Raw genomic sequence first — 15,569 nt, forward strand, 5'->3', positions numbered from 1 at the left:
CCGGGTGGCCGTCGCTACTCGCCCTTGGCCCCCGTAAGCCCCTCGACCCGCCCCAGCACCGAAACCTGCTGGTCCCCCGACCCCTTCCCGGGGTCCAGGACCGCCTGGTTGGAGATGAACTCCAGGGTGAGGGACTGCTTGATCTCCCCGGTCGTCAGGGCCTGGACGTCCGCGGTGGGGGTGGGGATCGAGGTGCCCGGCGCGGCGGTCTGCTTCTCGTAGCGGTGCGTGGTGAAGAACACCAGCGCCCCGCCGTCCGCGGTGCGCAGGCCCACCGGGGCGTAGTCGCCCGAGTCCAGCGGCTCGTCGATGTACTGCCGGGCGAGACCGGGCTTGCTGGCGTTCTGCTTGCGCAGGGCACGCCACTGCGAGGTGTGCGTGCCCGGGGCGAAGGTGTCGCCGCCGCTCCTGAGATACGTCACGTACGACTGGCCCAGCTTCTCCGGCTCGACCGCGAGGGCCGCGTCGTTCGCCGTGACCGGCTGCGCCCAGCCGGCGTCGTCCTTCGTGAACTTCGGTACGTCGGCGGCGGCGAGGACGGTCAGATACGAGGCCTGCCACACGTCGTTCGCGCTGTCGCGGGTGAAGACGAGCAGCCAACGGCTGTCCGCCAGACCCTTGTTGGACGCGGTGTCGGCCACGAACCAGCGCGGCCAGCCGGCCTTCTCGGGTATGGCGAACTTGGCGTCGGTCAACTTCAGCGGCGAATGGGCCGGGTTGCCGCCCGGGTTGTTCTTGTGCCCGGCTTTGAGCTTCGCGCCGTCGATGTCGGCGAGCGGCCCGGTGACCCGGGCCGCGTCCAGCGAACGGTCGTACGTCTTGTCCGCTTTGTTGTACGCGGTGGTGAAGTCCTTGAGCGCGCGGGCCGCCTCGGCCCGTGTCGCCGCCGGCACGACTTCCCGCTCGCCGTGTACCACCACGCAGCCGCTCGCGGTCAAGGACAGAACGGTCACCGCACCTGTCGCCAGGGCGAAGCGGTGGAGACCAAGAGGTCTGAGACCGTGCAGTCCAAGACCGTGAAGTCCGAGACTACGAAGCCTTCGTGGGCTGCGACCCGTGCGATCCCTGCTCATCAGGTGCCTTCACCTTCCCCTTCCCGGAGGCGAACCCTACCGGGGCGAGGAAGATCGCGAGTGTCGGGACCAGGTACAGCGCCCACACCGTGACCTGGAGGACGGTCGGGTCGGGCTGGAAGTTGAAGACGCCCTTCAGCAGGGTGCCGTACCAGCTGGTCGGATCGATGGTGCTGCTGATGTCGAAGGCCAGGTTCCGCAGGCCCGGGATGAAGTCGGCCTCCTGGAGGTCGTGGACGCCGTACGCGAGCACGCCCGCGGCGACGACGACCAGCATGCCGCCGGTCCAGGTGAAGAACTTGGCAAGGTTGATCTTCAGGGCGCCGCGGTAGAAGAGCCAGCCGAGGAAGGCCGCGGTGGCCAGGCCCAGGGCGACGCCGATCAGCGGGCGGGGTGTTCCGTCGCTCGCCGCGTGCACCGAGGCCCACACGAACAGCGCCGTCTCCAGGCCCTCACGGCCGACGGCCAGGAACGCGGTCGCGACCAGCGCGCCCGTGCCCATCGCCAGCGCCGCGTCCAGCTTGCCGTGCAGCTCGGACTTCAGATGCCGGGCGGTGCGCCGCATCCAGAAGACCATCCACGTCACCAGGCCCACGGCGACGATCGACAGCGAGCCGCCGAGCGCCTCCTGCGCCTGGAACGTCATCTCCTGGGAGCCGAATTCGAGCGCGCAGCCGAAGCCGAGCGCCAGGGCGACCGCGACGCCGATGCCGATCCAGATCGGCTTCAGGGCGTCCTTGCGGTCCGTCTTCACCAGGTAGGCGATGAGGATGCAGACAACGAGGCTGGCTTCCAGCCCCTCGCGCAGGCCGATCAGATAGTTGCTGAACACGGGCTACGCCTCCTTGGAGAACAGCGCGCGGCCCCACCAGTCGTCCGTGTCGCGGACGCCGGGCGGGACGGCGAAGACCGCCGAACTCACATGCTGGATGTACTCGTTGAGCGCGTCGGAACGCGACAGGCTGCGCTGCAGCGGGATGAAGCCCTTGCGGACGTCACGCTGGTACGCGAGGAAGAACAGGCCCGCCTCCAGCCGGCCCAGGCCGTCCGTGCCGTCCGTGAAGGAGTAGCCGCGGCGCAGGATCGTCACCCCGTCGTTGGAGTCGGGGTGCGCGAGCCGGACGTGCGCGTCGGGCTTCATCGCCTTCAGGAACGGCTTGTCGTGCTCCTTGGCCTTGCCGACCGGGGCGCCCTCGCCCTTGTCGCGGCCGAAGACGTCCTCCTGCTCCTGGAGCGACGTACGGTCCCAGGTCTCGATGTTCATACGGATGCGGCGCGCCACGAGGTACGAGCCACCGGCCATCCAGTCGGGACCGTCACCGTCGCCCACCCACACGAACTTCTTGAGCCGGTCCGGCTCGGTGCCCGCGATGTTGCGGGTGCCGTCCTTGAAGCCCATCAGGTTGCGCGGGGTCTGCGCGTCCGGCGTCGTCGAGGAGGTCTTGCCGAAGCCCAGCTGCGACCAGCGGATGGCGACCTTGCCGAAGCCGATGCGGGCGAGGTTGCGGATCGCGTGCACCGCGACCTGCGGGTCGTCCGCGCAGGCCTGGATGCACAGGTCGCCGTTGCTGCGGGCCTGCTCCAGGTTGTCGCCGGGGAACTTCGGCAGGTCGACGAGCGCCTCCGGACGCTGGTCCGTCAGCCCGAACTTGTCGAAGAGCGAAGGCCCGAAGCCGATCGTCAGCGTCAGCCGCGACGGCTTGAGGCCCAGCGCCTCACCGGTGTCGTCCGGCGGCGCCTCGGCCAGACCGCCGTACGCGCCCTCGCCGACCGTGTGCCCGGCGGTGATCCGCCGCGCGGCCTGGGTCCATTCCTTCAGCAGCTGGACGAACTCGGCGCGGTCGTCCGTCTTCACGTCGAACGCGGCGAAGTGCAGCCGGTCCTGCACCGCGGTCGCGATGCCCGCCTGGTGCGCGCCGTGGAAGGCGACCGCGGCGCCCGTCTCGGCGGCGGTCGGATCGACGTCGTTGCCGGTGCGGGTCATCGCCACCGCGCCGCCGGCCGCTGCCGCACCGAGCGCGAGCCCGGCACCGCCCCAGCCGATCAGCGAACGCCGGGAGGGGGAGGCGCCAGTGGCGGTCTGCGTGGCTTCCGTGGTGTCCGTCATGGTGAGCCTCGCTTACTTCACGACGGCGGCGGCGAGCTTGGACAGGGGCTCGGCGAGCGCGTTGACCGCGTCGGAGAGCTCCTTGCGGTCGGCCTTGCCGACCTTGTCGTACGAGGTGAAGTCGTACTGTGTCTTATCCGTCCCGTCCGTGCGGAACTTGTCGAGCAGCGTGTTCAGCGCGGCGAACTGCTTGTCGAGCTCGGTGGTCAGCGCCGCGTCGTTCTCCTTGGCGACCGGCTTCAGCAGCTCGTACGCCTTCTGCGCGCCCTCGACATTGCCCTTGAAGTCGCTGAGGTCGGTGTGCGAGTAGCGGTCCTCCTCGCCGGTGACCTTGCCGGTGGCGACCTCGTCGAGCAGCTCCTTGGCGCCGTTGGCCATGGAGGTCGGGGTGATCTCGGCCTTGCCGACGCGCTTCTGCCAGTCGGTCAGGTCCGTCACCAGCTGGTCGGCGAGGGTCTTGTCCGTCGCGCTGATCTTCTTGTCCTCCCAGAGGGACTTCTCCAGGCGGTGCCAGCCCGTCCACTTCTGGCCGTCCTCCAGACCGTCCGCGCGGACGTCGACCTTCGGGTCGATGTCACCGAAGGACTCCGCGACGGGCTCGGTGCGCTCCCAGCCCAGGCGCGAGTCCGCGAACTCCTTCTTCGCGGCCTCGATGTCGCCGTCCTTGACGGCCTGCGCGAAGACCTTGACCTTGGGCAGCGTGGCGTCGGCCTGCTCCTGCGCGTACTCGCGGTAGGCGGCGACGGCCTTGTCCAGGCGCGGGTCTCGCTTGGCGACCTTGCCGCCGGTGACCGTGAGCTTCTGGCGGACGCCGAGGCCCTTCATGCCGGGGCGGCAGGCGATCTCGTACGAACCGGCCTTGACCTCGGCGGTCAGCGTGTACTTGGTGCCCGGACCGATGTTCTCCTTCTCCGAGACGATCCGGTCGTCCGGGAAGAGGATCTCGACCTCGGTGGCCTTCGAGCCCTTGTTCTCGATCTTCAGCGTGACCTGACCGGCCGGGACCGACTTCGACGAGGTCTTGCACGTGGAGTCGGCGGCGGTCACCTGGATCGCGTCGCCGCCCTTGGCGTCGCTCTTCTCGGTGCAGCCCGTGACGGCGGTCAGAGCGGCCGCGGTGGCGGCAGCGGTGACAACTGAGAGTCGGACGGCTCGCATTCAGGCTCCAGGAGAAGAGTCGGACAAACCGCACGGACGGGCCCATGCGGCATGGTGAGGCTGGCCTAACTTATCTGAGGCTTGCCTCACTGATACCCACCCGTCCGGTGATTCAGCTCTCACAGGTGACGCACAGGCACGGCTTGATCACGACGGCTTAAAACACACCCCATGAAAAGGTCAAGCGAGGGTCAAGAGTCCCGTTTTAGGGTGATCAGGACGGCTCCGGTCCTGGGTGCGGGAACACCTCCACAGGCTGCCGATTGACGTCGCTCGGCAAGCCACCGGTGAGGACCTCGCCCGGCGGGCCGTCGGCCGCGACACGACCGGCGCACAGAATCGCCACCCGGCGCGCGTACGCGCTCGTGAGCCCCGGATCGTGCAGCACCACGACCACCGCGTCCCCGGCGCGCGCCCTTTCCCAGCACACGCGCAGCACCAACTCCTGCTGTCTGAGGTCGAGAGCGGCGGTCGGCTCGCGAGCAGCAGCAGCGGGGCCCGCTGGGCGAGCACCCGGGCGAGCGCGACCCGGGCCCGCTCGCCACCGCTGAGCGGGAGAACGGGCGGGCCGCGAACCGGTGGCCTCCGTGGCCGCCACGGCCTGCGCGACGGCCGCGTCGTCGTCCTCCTCATCCACGTCGTCCGCGTCCGGTTCCCCGGGCGAGGGCTGACACACCCGCCCTCCGCCCGGCGGCGGAGCGTATCCATCCTCCGCGGAGACCCACGGCCATGGCCGCCAATCGCCGCCGCCCCCTCGCTCTCACCGCCGTAGCGGTCGCGCTGGGAGCCGGCGCCTGCGCTGTGAACACCGCGTCGGCCGCCGAAGTTCCGCTCAACGGCTACGAGTTGACCTGGGGCATCAAGCAGTCCTACCGCTCGTACGTCACCGGTACCTGGGCCCAGGGCTCCTTCACCGCCGCGGACGGCGCCTCGCAGGCCGCGGGCAATGGCGTCTTCACCTTCACCGGCGGCAAGGGCACCTACGACAGCACCAGCCACACCCTGCACATCGCCTTCCAGGGCACCTTGACCGCCAAGTCGACGGCGCACGGCTTCGTGCGCGAGATGTCCGACTTCCAGTACGACAGCGCCGCGGGCGCCCTCACCGCCGACCTGGTCGCGGACGGCGGCGAGAAGCAGCAGGACGTGACGCTCGCCACGGTCGCCGCACCGACCAGCCAAGACATGACGGGGCCTGGCCACCACGCTCACCGCCGCGGCGGGCGGGAAGACGTCACGGCCACGCTGACGGCGCGGGCGCGGAGGCGTTCGGCGGCTTCTACACGGCGGGCACCGAGCTGGACCCGGTGGACCTGTCGGTGGCGCTGAGCGATGACGCCCAACTGCCGGGCCGAGACAGCGAGTCGGGGTCCGGGGACTCCTCCGGTGGCAGCTCCTCCGGCGGCTCTGGTTCGACCACCGGCGGCACCGGATCCACCAGAGGTGGCGTGAGCAGTGCGCTCGCCTCCACGGGGTCAAACGTGCCCGCTGGCGCCCTCGGGGCCGCGGCGGCGGTGACGGTCGCGGCGGGCACGGGCGTGGTGGTCGCGGTACGCAGGCGGCGTACGGCGTAATCGTCTCGGCTTGGTCTGTCCCGGCCCACTCCAGCGGCGTCGTACCGCTGCGTCCACCGTCGCCGCCGGAGGACTCGCGGGCGGAGTGCCTCGAGCGGGGTGGCGCGGGTTTGCGATGAGGGGCCGGGGCTGGTGATCGTCTTCGGACATTGCCGTGCGAAATGGATCATTTGTTTGCCAATCGTCGACATGTGCGCCGACGGGTGGGGGGACGCCGCTAGTTTCGACTCGTCGAGATCATCACGGGTGGGGCGGGGCGTACGGCATGGGGAAGCGGGTGCGGGGTGGGAAAGGGCGTGAGCTGCGCCCCTACCGTGCGCTGGCTGCTCCGTTCGTGGTCTCTCCGCCGTCCGGGTGCCGGATCCGGACCCGGCTGCATGTCTCGCCCGCGGATGCGATGGTGCTGCGGGCGGTGGGGGCACATCTCGGTTCGCTGGCAGGGACGGACCTGGCTCGGCGGGTGCGGATCGGGAACGTGCCGGCGGCCAACACCCGGCGGGCGGAGCGCAAGAAGGCCCTGACCGGCCAGTCGTCATCCCGGTGGGCGGGTGCGATCACCCGCACCTCGGAAGACCAGTTCTAGCTCGGCAGGCGGGCGTTGAACGCCCGGATCGGCTCTCTTCGCCGGGCCGTCGCCACGATCGAGGCCCGGCTCGCCGTCCCACCTGGCAGCAGCGTGCGCCGGGGGCGAAGGACGGTGCGCGGGTATGCCGACCATACGGAGCGACGGGCCAAGCAGCAGCGCCTGCAGATCCTGAAAGGTGATCTGCGGCAGGCGGTGCGCGAGCGGGATGACGGCCGGGTGCGAATTACCCGGGGCGGACGACGGTTGCTGAACTCCCGCCACCACCTCTACGACTACGACACCACACCTGGGCCGAAGCCGCTGACCGAGGCCGCCTGGCAGGCAGCGCTGGACAGTTGGGGTGAGGAGTGGTCGGCGCGGCGGATGTTCCTGACCGCGGACGGGGAGGCGGGGGCGCCGTTCGGGAACTACACCATCAGCATCAACCCCGCCGACGGCGCCATCGCTCTCGTGCTGCCCGAACCCCTGCGCCGGCAGCACGCCAATGCTCCGCGCGGCCGGTACCTCCTCGATGCGACGGCGGTCTTCACCCACCGCGGTCAGCAGTGGGCCGACCGGATCGGCGCGGGTGCCCCGGTGCGCTACGACATCACCTACGACGCCGGACGTGGGCGCTGGTACCTCGACGCCTCCTGGTCCACGGTGAAGAAGGGACAGCAGGTTCCTGTCCCTACGTTGGAGGCCCTCCGCCAGCATCCGGTCCTCGCGGTTGATGTCAACGCCGACCACCTCGCCGCCTGGATCCTCGACCCATGTGGCAACCCCGTCGGCGCGCCCCGGACCCTCCCCCTGGAACTGGCGGGCCTTACTTACGGCCATGACCCGGGATGCCCGGTTGCGCGAGGCCGTCTCCCGGCTCATCCGCCTTGCCCAACTCCATGAGTGTGCGGCGCTGGTGATCGAGGACCTGGACTTCGTCGATGCCCGTGCCACCGGCCGGGAGAAGCTGGGCCGTGGACGGCGGGGTAAATCCTTCCGCCGCACGGTGGCCGGGATGCCGACCGCGAAGTTCCGCGACCGGCTTGCCGGGATGGCGCATCATGCCGGGCTGTCCGTGATCGCGGTGGACCCGGCGTATTCGAGCAAGTGGGGCGCCCAGCACTGGCTGGGTGCCTTGAAAGAGCAGGCTTCTACCGGTTCGACCACCGTGACGGGACATCATGCCGCCGCGGTGGTCGTCGGCAGACGCGGTCTGGGCTGCACGGCCCGGCGCAGGAAAGACGGACCCCGCCAAACCCCCACCACCCACGCCCCACGGCGTGCCGAGGTGGGGGCCGTGCGACCGGAGGATCGCACCGGGCCGACCGTCCCCGAAACGCCGAGTCACCGCACCCCGGGCCGTACGGAGCGGACAGCTCCGGCCAGGACGACGCGCAGCACCACCCCCGTGGTGCGTCAGACGCGAGCGCGCCCACCCGGAAAGCACCCGCCCCACGGCCCCACCATCGTTCGGGGGCCCAGCGTTCCAGACCAGCAACTCACGCTGTTCGGGACGTCCGATATGGCCAGCACCGGCCGATCAACTTAGGAACGGTGATGTTTGAATGCCGGAGTGACTGACTACGACATGCTCCGGGTCTTCTGCGGATCCGACGGACGGTATGGCAATGAGCTCGGTGTCGTGCGCGAGGGCTCCGTGATGCCCGAGCGCGAGGAACGGCAGATGTTCGCCGCGAAGCTCGGGTTCAGCGAGACCGTTTTCGTCGACGACCCCGAGCGGGGGGTCATCGACATCTACACGCCGACGCTGCGGTTGCCGTTCGCCGGGCATCCGTGTGTCGGGGTGGGGTGGCTGCTCGACGTACCCGAACTGGTCACGCCTGCCGGGGTGGTGGGGGTGCGGCTGGACGGGGAGTTCAGCTGGATCGAGGCACGGGCGGAGTGGGCGCCGGCGCGTACGTTGCGGCGGTACGGGTCCGCTGCCGAGGTCGACGCGCTGGCCGTTCCGGAGGCTGGTGAGTGGATCTATGCCTGGGCCTGGGAGGACGAGGCCGCGGGGCGGGTGCGGGCTCGGGCGTTTCCCGGGCGGGGTGACGGGATCGAGGAGGACGAGGCCACGGGGGCGGCGGCGCTGCTTCTGACGGATCAGCTGGGGCGGGCGCTGAACATTGTGCAGGGGGTTGGATCGCAGCTTCTTACGGCTCCGCAGCCGGGGGGTTGGGTCGAGGTGGGGGGCCGGGTACGCCTGGAGCGCTGAGGGGCTGTTTTCGCCCCCGCCGCCCCTACCCGTCCCATCCGTTCCTGGGGGCTCCGCCCCCAGACCCCCTGGGCAGTTCGTCGGCTGCGGGCCGGTGGGGGTTGCTCGCGCCCACGCGGCGGAGCCGCATATCGACACAGCCCCGCGCCCCTAAAAACCCGGGCTGGCCGGAGGCTACGGGGCGCAGGTGGCCTCCGACCGGCCCCCGGTTTTTAGGGGCGCGGGGAACTGCGCGACAAGCCCCCACTCACCCGCAGCCGATACGCCCTCATCTCTCCGAGCCGGATCACGCGGTCAAGGGGAACTCTTGCCCGAGGGCCAGGAAGACCGCCGTGTTGAGGGCGAACGCGCGCTTGCACTCGGAGATGATGCGCTGCTTCTCCAGGTCGTCGGCGAGGACCCTGTCCAGCAGTTCGCGGTAGCCCCGCTTGAACGCCGCGGGGTTGGTGATGTCCTCGAAGACGTAGAAGCGGACGCCGTCGCCCTTGCGGGCGAAGCCCCAGGTCTGTTCGGCCTTGCCGCGGATGATCTGGCCGCCGGAGAGGTCGCCGAGGTAGCGGGTGTAGTGGTGGGCGACGTAGCCCCCGGGCCAGGTGCGGGCGCAGTCGGCCACGCGGGCCGCGTACGCCCGGGTCGCGGGCAGTGCGGTGAGGGTCGCGCGCCAGTCGGGGCCACGGAGATGGGCCAGGTCGTGCTCCAGGGCGGCGCGGCGCAGCAGCTCGGGCTTGATGAAGGGTCCGGCCAGCGGATCGGACACCAGCCGCTCGGCGTCCGCCTCCAACGCCTCGTACACGAACCACAGTTGCTCGGTGTAGCGCGCGTACGCCTCGACGCCCAGCCGGCCGCCGAGCAGGTCGCTCATGAACGTCGACGTCTCCGCCTCCACGTGCTGCTCGTGCGACGCGGTGCGAATGAGTGTCGAGAACGTGGCGCTCGACGTGTCCGTCGCGTTCATGAGGCCTCCGGAGCCGAAGAGGAAGGGGCGAGATCCAGCCCATCTTCTATGGTTAGGCTTACCTAAGTCAATAACTTCCCGACACCCTGTCGGTAAAACGGTACCCCGATTCCCGATCAAGCTCACATGGCAAAGCCCGCCCTGTGGACAGGGCGGGCTCGGGGACAGTGGGAACCAGGGTTACGGCAGGGTCAGGATCTCCGCGCCACTGTCGGTGACGACCAGCGTGTGCTCGAACTGCGCCGTCCGCTTCCGGTCCTTCGTCACGACGGTCCACCCGTCGTCCCACATGTCGTACTCGTGCGTACCGAGTGTGAGCATGGGCTCGATGGTGAAGGTCATCCCGGGCTGGATGACGGTCGTCGCGTGCGGGCTGTCGTAGTGGGGGATGATCAGCCCGGAGTGGAAGGAGGAGTTGATCCCGTGACCGGTGAAGTCCCGGACGACCCCGTACCCGAACCGCTTCGCGTACGACTCGATGACGCGCCCGATGATGTTGACCTGCCGGCCCGGCTTGACCGCCTTGATGGCGCGGTTGAGGGACTCGCGGGTCCGCTCGACGAGCAGCCTGCTCTCCTCGTCGACGTCGCCGACGAGGTACGTCGCGTTGTTGTCGCCGTGGACCCCGCCGATGTACGCCGTCACGTCGAGGTTGATGATGTCGCCGTCCCGCAGGACCGTGGAGTCCGGGATGCCGTGGCAGATGACCTCGTTCACGGAGGTGCACAGCGACTTGGGGAAACTGCGGTAGCCGAGGGTGGAGGGGTAGGCGCCGTGGTCGCACATGTAGGCGTGGGCGACCCGGTCCAGTTCGTCCGTCGTCACACCCGGGGCGATCAGCTTGGCGGCCTCGGCCATCGCCTGTGCGGCGATCCGCCCGGCGATCCGCATCGCCTCGATCGTCTCGGGCGTCTGCACTTCCGGTCCGGTGTACGGCGTGGGGGCGGGCTTGCCCACGTACTCGGGACGCCTGATGTTTCCCGGCACGGGACGGGTGGGAGAGAGCTCCCCTGGTACGAGCAGCGACTGGCCAGACATGCCAGCGAGTCTAACCAGCGGGCATGGGAGACCATGTCCGTGGCGAAAGGAGCCGTCATGGCCCTCTTCAAGAAGCGGACCGTCGGCAAGCCCGGCGAGTGGTACTACTGCCTGGAGCACAAGAAGGTCGAGGAAGGCCCCGACTGCCCCGGCAAGGACCGCTTCGGCCCGTACGCCTCCCGCGAGGAGGCGGAGCACGCGATGGACATCGCCCGCGAGCGGAACCTGGAATGGGAGACGGATCCCAAGTGGCACGACGCGACGGGGACGGCGCCGGAGGCCGACGAGGACTGAGGCGGGCCGGTGCCCGGGGCTGACGACGGCTGAGGCGGGCCCCCAGCCCGCGGCGCCCAAGGCCTGTCCGCCGCGGGCAGGGGGAGCTACCGAGACGGGCGGGCGGGAGTCGGCTGTCCGCCGCGGGCGGGAAGGGCGACCGAGTCGGGCGGGTGGGTGGGAAACCGCCGCGAAGCGGCAAGGCTGTCCGCCGCAGGCGGGAAGGGAGACCGAGTCGGGCGGGTGGGTGGGAAACCGCCGCGAAGCGGCGAGACGCACCGCCGGACAAAGGCGAACGCGAACTACCACCGAGCCGACGGCGGAGCCGTCAGCTGATCCGCGAAGCGGGACAACCGGTCACGGAAGCGCCGCCGCCCCCGCGGCGAGGGCAACGCGTTCTCCCCGGCCGCCGCACTGACAAGGTGCTGCACGGTATCGAGATCAAGGTCGGGATCGTCCGGCACCGCGAGCGCCTCGTGGGCCATCGCCCCCAGCTCCCGATCCCCCGCGGACAGCGCCAGCACCGTCGCCCCCGCCCGCCGCGCATCATGAATCCGCTCCAGTAACGGCGCCCCCGGCGCGGCCGGAGCCACCACGAGCAGCGTCTCCCCCCGCCGCGCGGCCTCGATACGCCCGAGGCCCACCGCCAAGTGGGCCGGATCGGAGTCCCGCGCCCCATGCCGCACCAACGTCGGCGACAGATCCGGCGTCCCCGACCACGCCGCCTCGTCCACCAGATGCGCGGCGAGATGCCAGGGCTCGTACTCCTCCGTCCCCACCAGCAGCAGCCCGCCCCCGTACGACACCACGGACCCCCGCAACGCCCCGGCGAACCGCCGCGTGGCCCCCAACCACTCGGTCCCGGCGAGCACTTCGCGCAGCAACGCGACCCGTACGGCATCCATGGGAACGCATCCTGCCGCAACCGGCCACTCGTGACCCGGAGTTCACCACGAATTCGCCCAAGCTGGGCAGAGGCCCGCATCACCGGCCACACAAGGAAACACCCGCCAAGGAGCCCGCCCATGACAGAAGCAAGCACCCCCTTCCGCGCCGGCCGCGAAGGCTACGCCGGCTTCCGGATCCCGGCGGTCGTCGCCACCCGCGCGGGCACGCTCCTCGCCTTCTGCGAGGGCAGAGTCGACTCCGCGGCCGACCACGGCAACATCGACATCGTGCTGAAGCGGTCGACGGACGGCGGCCGCACCTGGGGCCCGCTCCAGGCCGTCGCCGAGAACGGCGACAACCTCGCGGGCAACCCCGCCCCGGTCGTCCTCGACACCGGCCGCGTCCTGCTCGTGCACGTCCGCAGCGCGGCCACCGCGAGCGAGGACGCCCTCCTGCGCGGCAAGGTGAAGGCGGCCGACGGGCGGCGCGTGTGGGTGCAGCACAGCGACGACGACGGGCTCACCTGGTCGAGCCCGAAGGAGATCACCGGGCAGGTGAAGAAGGCGAGTTGGCGGTGGTACGCCACCACGCCGGGGCACGCGATCCAGCTGACCACCGGCCGGGTCGTCGTCCCCGGCAACCACACCCTGCCGCCCACCGGCACGGACAACGGCACCGAAGCGAAGTACAACAGCGGCCACTGCCTGCTCAGCGACGACCGCGGCGAGACCTGGTACCTCGGCTACCTCGACGAGAACACCAACGGCTACATCAATGTCAACGAGACCACCGCCGCCGAACTCCCCGACGGCCGCGTCTACTTCAACACCCGCAACGACTCCCCGTCCCCCGGCAACCGCGCCGACGCCCACTCCCGCGACGGCGGCAAGAGCCTGGTCAAACCCTTCCGCCCGCAGGCCGGGCTCGTCACCCCCGTCGTCCAGGGCAGCCTCCTCCAGCTCCGCGACCCCGACCTGCTCCTGTACTCGGGCCCCGCCGATCCCGGCTCCCGCGCCCTGATGACGCTGCGCGCCTCCACCGACGGTGGCACCACCTGGCGGCCCGTGCACACGGTGAACGGGCTGCCCGCCGCGTACTCCGATCTCGTACGCGTCGACGCCACGACCGTCGGGCTCCTCTACGAGTCGGGCGACTTCGGCGCGTACGAGAGGATCACCTTCCGCCGGATCCCCGTGACCGCCCTCACCTGACCCCCACGCCCGGGATCCGCGCACGTAAAGTCGGCCCATGACCTCTACTGACAGTGCCTCCACCGACCGTGCACAGAAGGCCCCCGCCAAGGACCCCTGGGACCTTCCCGACGTGTCCGGGCTCGTCGTCGGCGTGCTCGGCGGCACCGGCCCCCAGGGCAAGGGCCTTGCCTACCGGCTCGCCAAGGCCGGGCAGAAGGTGATCATCGGCTCGCGCGCCGCGGACCGCGCGCAGAGCGCCGCCGAGGAGCTCGGGCACGGTGTCGAGGGCGCCGACAACGCCGAGTGCGCGCGGCGCAGCGACATCGTGATCGTGGCGGTGCCGTGGGAGGGCCACGGCAAGACCCTCGAATCCCTGCGCGAGGAGCTGGCCGGCAAGCTCGTCGTCGACTGCGTCAACCCGCTCGGCTTCGACAAGAAGGGCGCGTACGCGCTGAAGCCGGAGGAGGGCAGCGCCGCCGAGCAGGCCGCCGCCCTGCTGCCCGACTCGCGGGTCGCCGCCGCGTTTCATCACCTCTCGGCCGTCCTCCTCCAGGACCCGGAGATCGAGGAGATCGACACCGATGTGATGGTCCTCGGCGAGGAGCGAGCCGATGTCGAGATCGTCCAGGCGCTCGCCGGACGCATCCCCGGCATGCGCGGTGTCTTCGCCGGGCGCCTGCGCAACGCCCACCAGGTCGAGTCCCTGGTCGCCAACCTGATCTCCGTGAACCGGCGCTACAAGGCGCACGCGGGCCTTCGGGTGACGGACGTATAGCGGCGTACGGGCATGGGGGACACTGGACGCCGTACGACCTCGTCCGATCTGTCCCGTCAGGAGCCGACCCCCATGCCCCTCTTGCCCCCACCCGCCCCAGCCCGGCGACTCGCCCTCTACGCCCTCGCCGTCTGCATCCTCTCCGTCGCCGCGGCCGTCGTCTCCTTCGCCCAGGGCAGCTGGCTGGGGATCGTGTGGGTGCTGCTGGCGAGCCTGTCGTCCAACATGACGTGGTACTACGCGCGGCGCGGCAAGGCGCGGGACCGGTCCGTCACGAGTTGAGGGTGCAGTACTCGTTCGTGCCCTTCCAGAAGCGGTAGAGGATCTGGCCGCAGGACCTCTGGGTGGCGTCGATCCCCAGGCCGTGCAGGAGCGAGTAGATCGCGTCGAAGAACGCGATATTCACTGACGGAATCCACAGCACCGCGAACACCGCGAGCAGGCCGAACGGCGCGAACGGCTCCACCTGGCGGCGGATGCCGTACGACAGCCAGGGCTCGATCACGCCGTACCCGTCCAGGCCCGGCACCGGCAGGAAGTTCAGGATCGCGGCCGTGACCTGGAGCAGTGCGAGGAACGCCAGCGCGTACTGGAACGTCCTCGGCACCCCGTCCAGGGCGTGCAGCCAGAACGGGGCCGTGCAGACGACGGCGAACAGCACGTTCGTCAGCGGGCCCGCCGCCGAGATCAGGCTGTGCTTCCAGCGGCCCTGGATCCGGTTCCGCTCGATGAAGACCGCGCCGCCCGGCAGGCCGATCCCGCCCATGATCACGAAGATCACCGGCAGCACGATGCTCAGCAGCGCGTGCGTGTACTTCAGCGGGTTGAGCGTCAGATAGCCCTTCGCGCCGATCGAGATGTCACCGCTGTGCAGGGCGGTGCGCGCGTGCGCGTACTCGTGCAGACAGAGGGAGACGATCCACGCGCCCGTCACGAACAGGAACACGGCCAGACCGGGCTGCTCGGCGAACGCGGTCCACGTGGCCCAGCCGGTCACCGCCGTCACGGCCACGATCCCGACGAAGACGGGGCTGATCCTCCGGTCGCTGCGGCGGGAGGCGGCGGTGGTCATGGGGCTCCCTGGACTGGCTGGGCGGGTACGCATGTGCTCGGGCCTGCCCGACCGTACCGGGCACGTGCCGAAATCGTCTCGCGATCGGACATTGGTTCCGGAGAAGGTGGGGTCATGGGGCTTTGGCACGTGTTCTTCGCGGACTGGCAGATGGAGTGCTGCGGTACGCCGTTCTCGGTGGGGGAGGAGGTGACCTGGCCCCTGGTGCTGGACGACGCGGGAGACGTGCTCGGGGGCGGCTGGTTCAAGGAGCTCAGCAAGATCTCGGCCCCTGTGGAGTGGGTGCGCGACGGGGGCGAGGTGATCCAGGTGCTGCGGGCGGACGACGGGCTGGTTGCCGCGCTGCGCGGCGACCCCGTGGAGGCATCCGGTCTCGACTCCGACCAGTGGATCCGCCGGGTCGGCCTCCTCACCGTCGAGCGGCACAGCGCCGAGTGGCCCGAGACCACGGGCCGCGTCCGCGCCATCCATCTGGTGCACCAGGGCTACGCCGAGACGGGCCCCGGCTCGCGTACCTTCTTCCCCGTCCGTGAGGACCGCTCCCTGGAGGCCGTCGACAGCTGCCCGCGATGGTTCGGCGGACCCTACGGCGAGAGCCGTACGGGGACAGGGGCGCGCCGCCACCGCGACCGGTCCGGCGTCCTGGTCGAACTCCGCGTACCGGACCCCCGCACCTGACG

The 15,569-nt window shown here is 70.4% G+C and carries 18 protein-coding genes and 1 pseudogene; 10 read left to right on the forward strand and 9 right to left on the reverse strand.

Annotation, left to right across the window (positions count from 1 at the left end; translation table 11 throughout):
- Nucleotides 1–14: 14 nt before the first annotated feature.
- From ACZ4WS_RS40430 to ACZ4WS_RS40450, 5 genes and pseudogenes are all read right to left on the reverse strand, one after another.
- The gene (locus tag ACZ4WS_RS40430) at nt 15–1,073 is read right to left on the reverse strand and encodes an SCO2278 family lipoprotein (protein ID WP_467988152.1); all 1,059 of its coding nucleotides are present in this window, start codon (nt 1,071–1,073) and stop codon (nt 15–17) included.
- Entirely contained in the window at nt 1,030–1,905 is an 876-nt protein-coding gene (efeU, locus tag ACZ4WS_RS40435) for an iron uptake transporter permease EfeU (RefSeq protein ID WP_467988153.1), read from the reverse strand. The genes ACZ4WS_RS40430 and efeU overlap by 44 nt, the downstream gene beginning before the upstream one ends.
- Nucleotides 1,906–1,908: 3 nt before the next feature.
- Nucleotides 1,909–3,180, reverse strand: coding sequence for an iron uptake transporter deferrochelatase/peroxidase subunit (gene efeB, locus ACZ4WS_RS40440; protein WP_467988155.1), 1,272 nt, complete (start codon nt 3,178–3,180; stop codon nt 1,909–1,911).
- A 12-nt stretch (nt 3,181–3,192) separates the two neighbouring features.
- Nucleotides 3,193–4,338 carry an iron uptake system protein EfeO gene (efeO, locus tag ACZ4WS_RS40445; RefSeq protein WP_467988156.1) on the reverse strand — a complete coding sequence of 382 codons (1,146 nt, stop codon included), beginning with the start codon at nt 4,336–4,338 and terminating at the stop codon, nt 3,193–3,195.
- A 191-nt stretch (nt 4,339–4,529) separates the two neighbouring features.
- Nucleotides 4,530–4,969, reverse strand: a pseudogene (locus ACZ4WS_RS40450) (ATP-binding cassette domain-containing protein); the annotation flags it as partial.
- Nucleotides 4,970–5,067: 98 nt separating this feature from the next.
- On the opposite strand from ACZ4WS_RS40450, the gene ACZ4WS_RS40455 reads away from it, so the two are divergent.
- From ACZ4WS_RS40455 to ACZ4WS_RS40475, 5 genes are all read left to right on the forward strand, one after another.
- Nucleotides 5,068–5,667, forward strand: a complete 600-nt coding sequence (locus ACZ4WS_RS40455; RefSeq protein ID WP_467988157.1) for an HtaA domain-containing protein — start codon at nt 5,068–5,070, stop codon at nt 5,665–5,667.
- A gap of 579 nt (nt 5,668–6,246) precedes the next feature.
- A complete protein-coding gene (locus tag ACZ4WS_RS40460; protein ID WP_467988158.1) occupies nt 6,247–6,495 on the forward strand; it encodes a hypothetical protein in 249 nt (82 codons plus the stop codon).
- Nucleotides 6,496–6,510: 15 nt separating this feature from the next.
- Complete coding sequence (locus ACZ4WS_RS40465) at nt 6,511–7,380, forward strand: hypothetical protein (RefSeq protein WP_467988159.1); 870 nt, start codon at nt 6,511–6,513, stop codon at nt 7,378–7,380.
- A 13-nt stretch (nt 7,381–7,393) separates the two neighbouring features.
- A complete protein-coding gene (locus tag ACZ4WS_RS40470) occupies nt 7,394–8,026 on the forward strand; it encodes a hypothetical protein (protein WP_467988161.1) in 633 nt (210 codons plus the stop codon).
- Between the two features lie 24 nt (nt 8,027–8,050).
- Nucleotides 8,051–8,695 carry a PhzF family phenazine biosynthesis protein gene (locus ACZ4WS_RS40475; RefSeq protein ID WP_467988162.1) on the forward strand — a complete coding sequence of 215 codons (645 nt, stop codon included), beginning with the start codon at nt 8,051–8,053 and terminating at the stop codon, nt 8,693–8,695.
- A 286-nt stretch (nt 8,696–8,981) separates the two neighbouring features.
- On the opposite strand, the gene ACZ4WS_RS40480 is transcribed toward ACZ4WS_RS40475, so the two are convergent.
- Both ACZ4WS_RS40480 and map read right to left on the reverse strand, forming a co-directional pair.
- Nucleotides 8,982–9,650 (reverse strand): biliverdin-producing heme oxygenase, encoded by a 669-nt coding sequence (locus ACZ4WS_RS40480; protein ID WP_467988163.1) that lies wholly within the window; start codon nt 9,648–9,650, stop codon nt 8,982–8,984.
- Nucleotides 9,651–9,830: 180 nt separating this feature from the next.
- Complete coding sequence (map, locus tag ACZ4WS_RS40485; protein WP_467988165.1) at nt 9,831–10,688, reverse strand: type I methionyl aminopeptidase; 858 nt, start codon at nt 10,686–10,688, stop codon at nt 9,831–9,833.
- Nucleotides 10,689–10,745: 57 nt separating this feature from the next.
- Between map and ACZ4WS_RS40490 the strand changes: the two genes are divergently transcribed.
- Nucleotides 10,746–10,982: a hypothetical protein gene (locus ACZ4WS_RS40490; protein ID WP_467988167.1), complete on the forward strand. Its 237-nt coding sequence runs from the start codon at nt 10,746–10,748 to the stop codon at nt 10,980–10,982.
- 281 nt (nt 10,983–11,263) lie between these two features.
- On the opposite strand, the gene ACZ4WS_RS40495 is transcribed toward ACZ4WS_RS40490, so the two are convergent.
- Complete coding sequence (locus ACZ4WS_RS40495) at nt 11,264–11,866, reverse strand: hypothetical protein (protein ID WP_467988169.1); 603 nt, start codon at nt 11,864–11,866, stop codon at nt 11,264–11,266.
- A gap of 120 nt (nt 11,867–11,986) precedes the next feature.
- On the opposite strand from ACZ4WS_RS40495, the gene ACZ4WS_RS40500 reads away from it, so the two are divergent.
- From ACZ4WS_RS40500 to ACZ4WS_RS40510, 3 genes are all read left to right on the forward strand, one after another.
- On the forward strand, nt 11,987–13,060 hold the full coding sequence (locus tag ACZ4WS_RS40500) for a sialidase family protein (RefSeq protein WP_467988171.1): 1,074 nt from the start codon (nt 11,987–11,989) through the stop codon (nt 13,058–13,060).
- A 37-nt stretch (nt 13,061–13,097) separates the two neighbouring features.
- Nucleotides 13,098–13,817, forward strand: a complete 720-nt coding sequence (npdG, locus tag ACZ4WS_RS40505; protein WP_467988173.1) for an NADPH-dependent F420 reductase — start codon at nt 13,098–13,100, stop codon at nt 13,815–13,817.
- Nucleotides 13,818–13,889: 72 nt separating this feature from the next.
- Complete coding sequence (locus ACZ4WS_RS40510) at nt 13,890–14,099, forward strand: hypothetical protein (RefSeq protein WP_467988174.1); 210 nt, start codon at nt 13,890–13,892, stop codon at nt 14,097–14,099.
- Here the strand turns inward: ACZ4WS_RS40510 and ACZ4WS_RS40515 are convergent.
- The gene (locus ACZ4WS_RS40515) at nt 14,089–14,889 is read right to left on the reverse strand and encodes a site-2 protease family protein (protein ID WP_467988175.1); all 801 of its coding nucleotides are present in this window, start codon (nt 14,887–14,889) and stop codon (nt 14,089–14,091) included. The genes ACZ4WS_RS40510 and ACZ4WS_RS40515 overlap by 11 nt on opposite strands.
- A 114-nt stretch (nt 14,890–15,003) precedes the next feature.
- On the opposite strand from ACZ4WS_RS40515, the gene ACZ4WS_RS40520 reads away from it, so the two are divergent.
- Nucleotides 15,004–15,567, forward strand: a complete 564-nt coding sequence (locus tag ACZ4WS_RS40520) for a DUF6578 domain-containing protein (protein ID WP_467988177.1) — start codon at nt 15,004–15,006, stop codon at nt 15,565–15,567.
- Nucleotides 15,568–15,569 lie beyond the last annotated feature (2 nt).

The sequence above is a fragment of the Streptomyces sp. NPDC029292 genome (genome assembly GCF_055569295.1).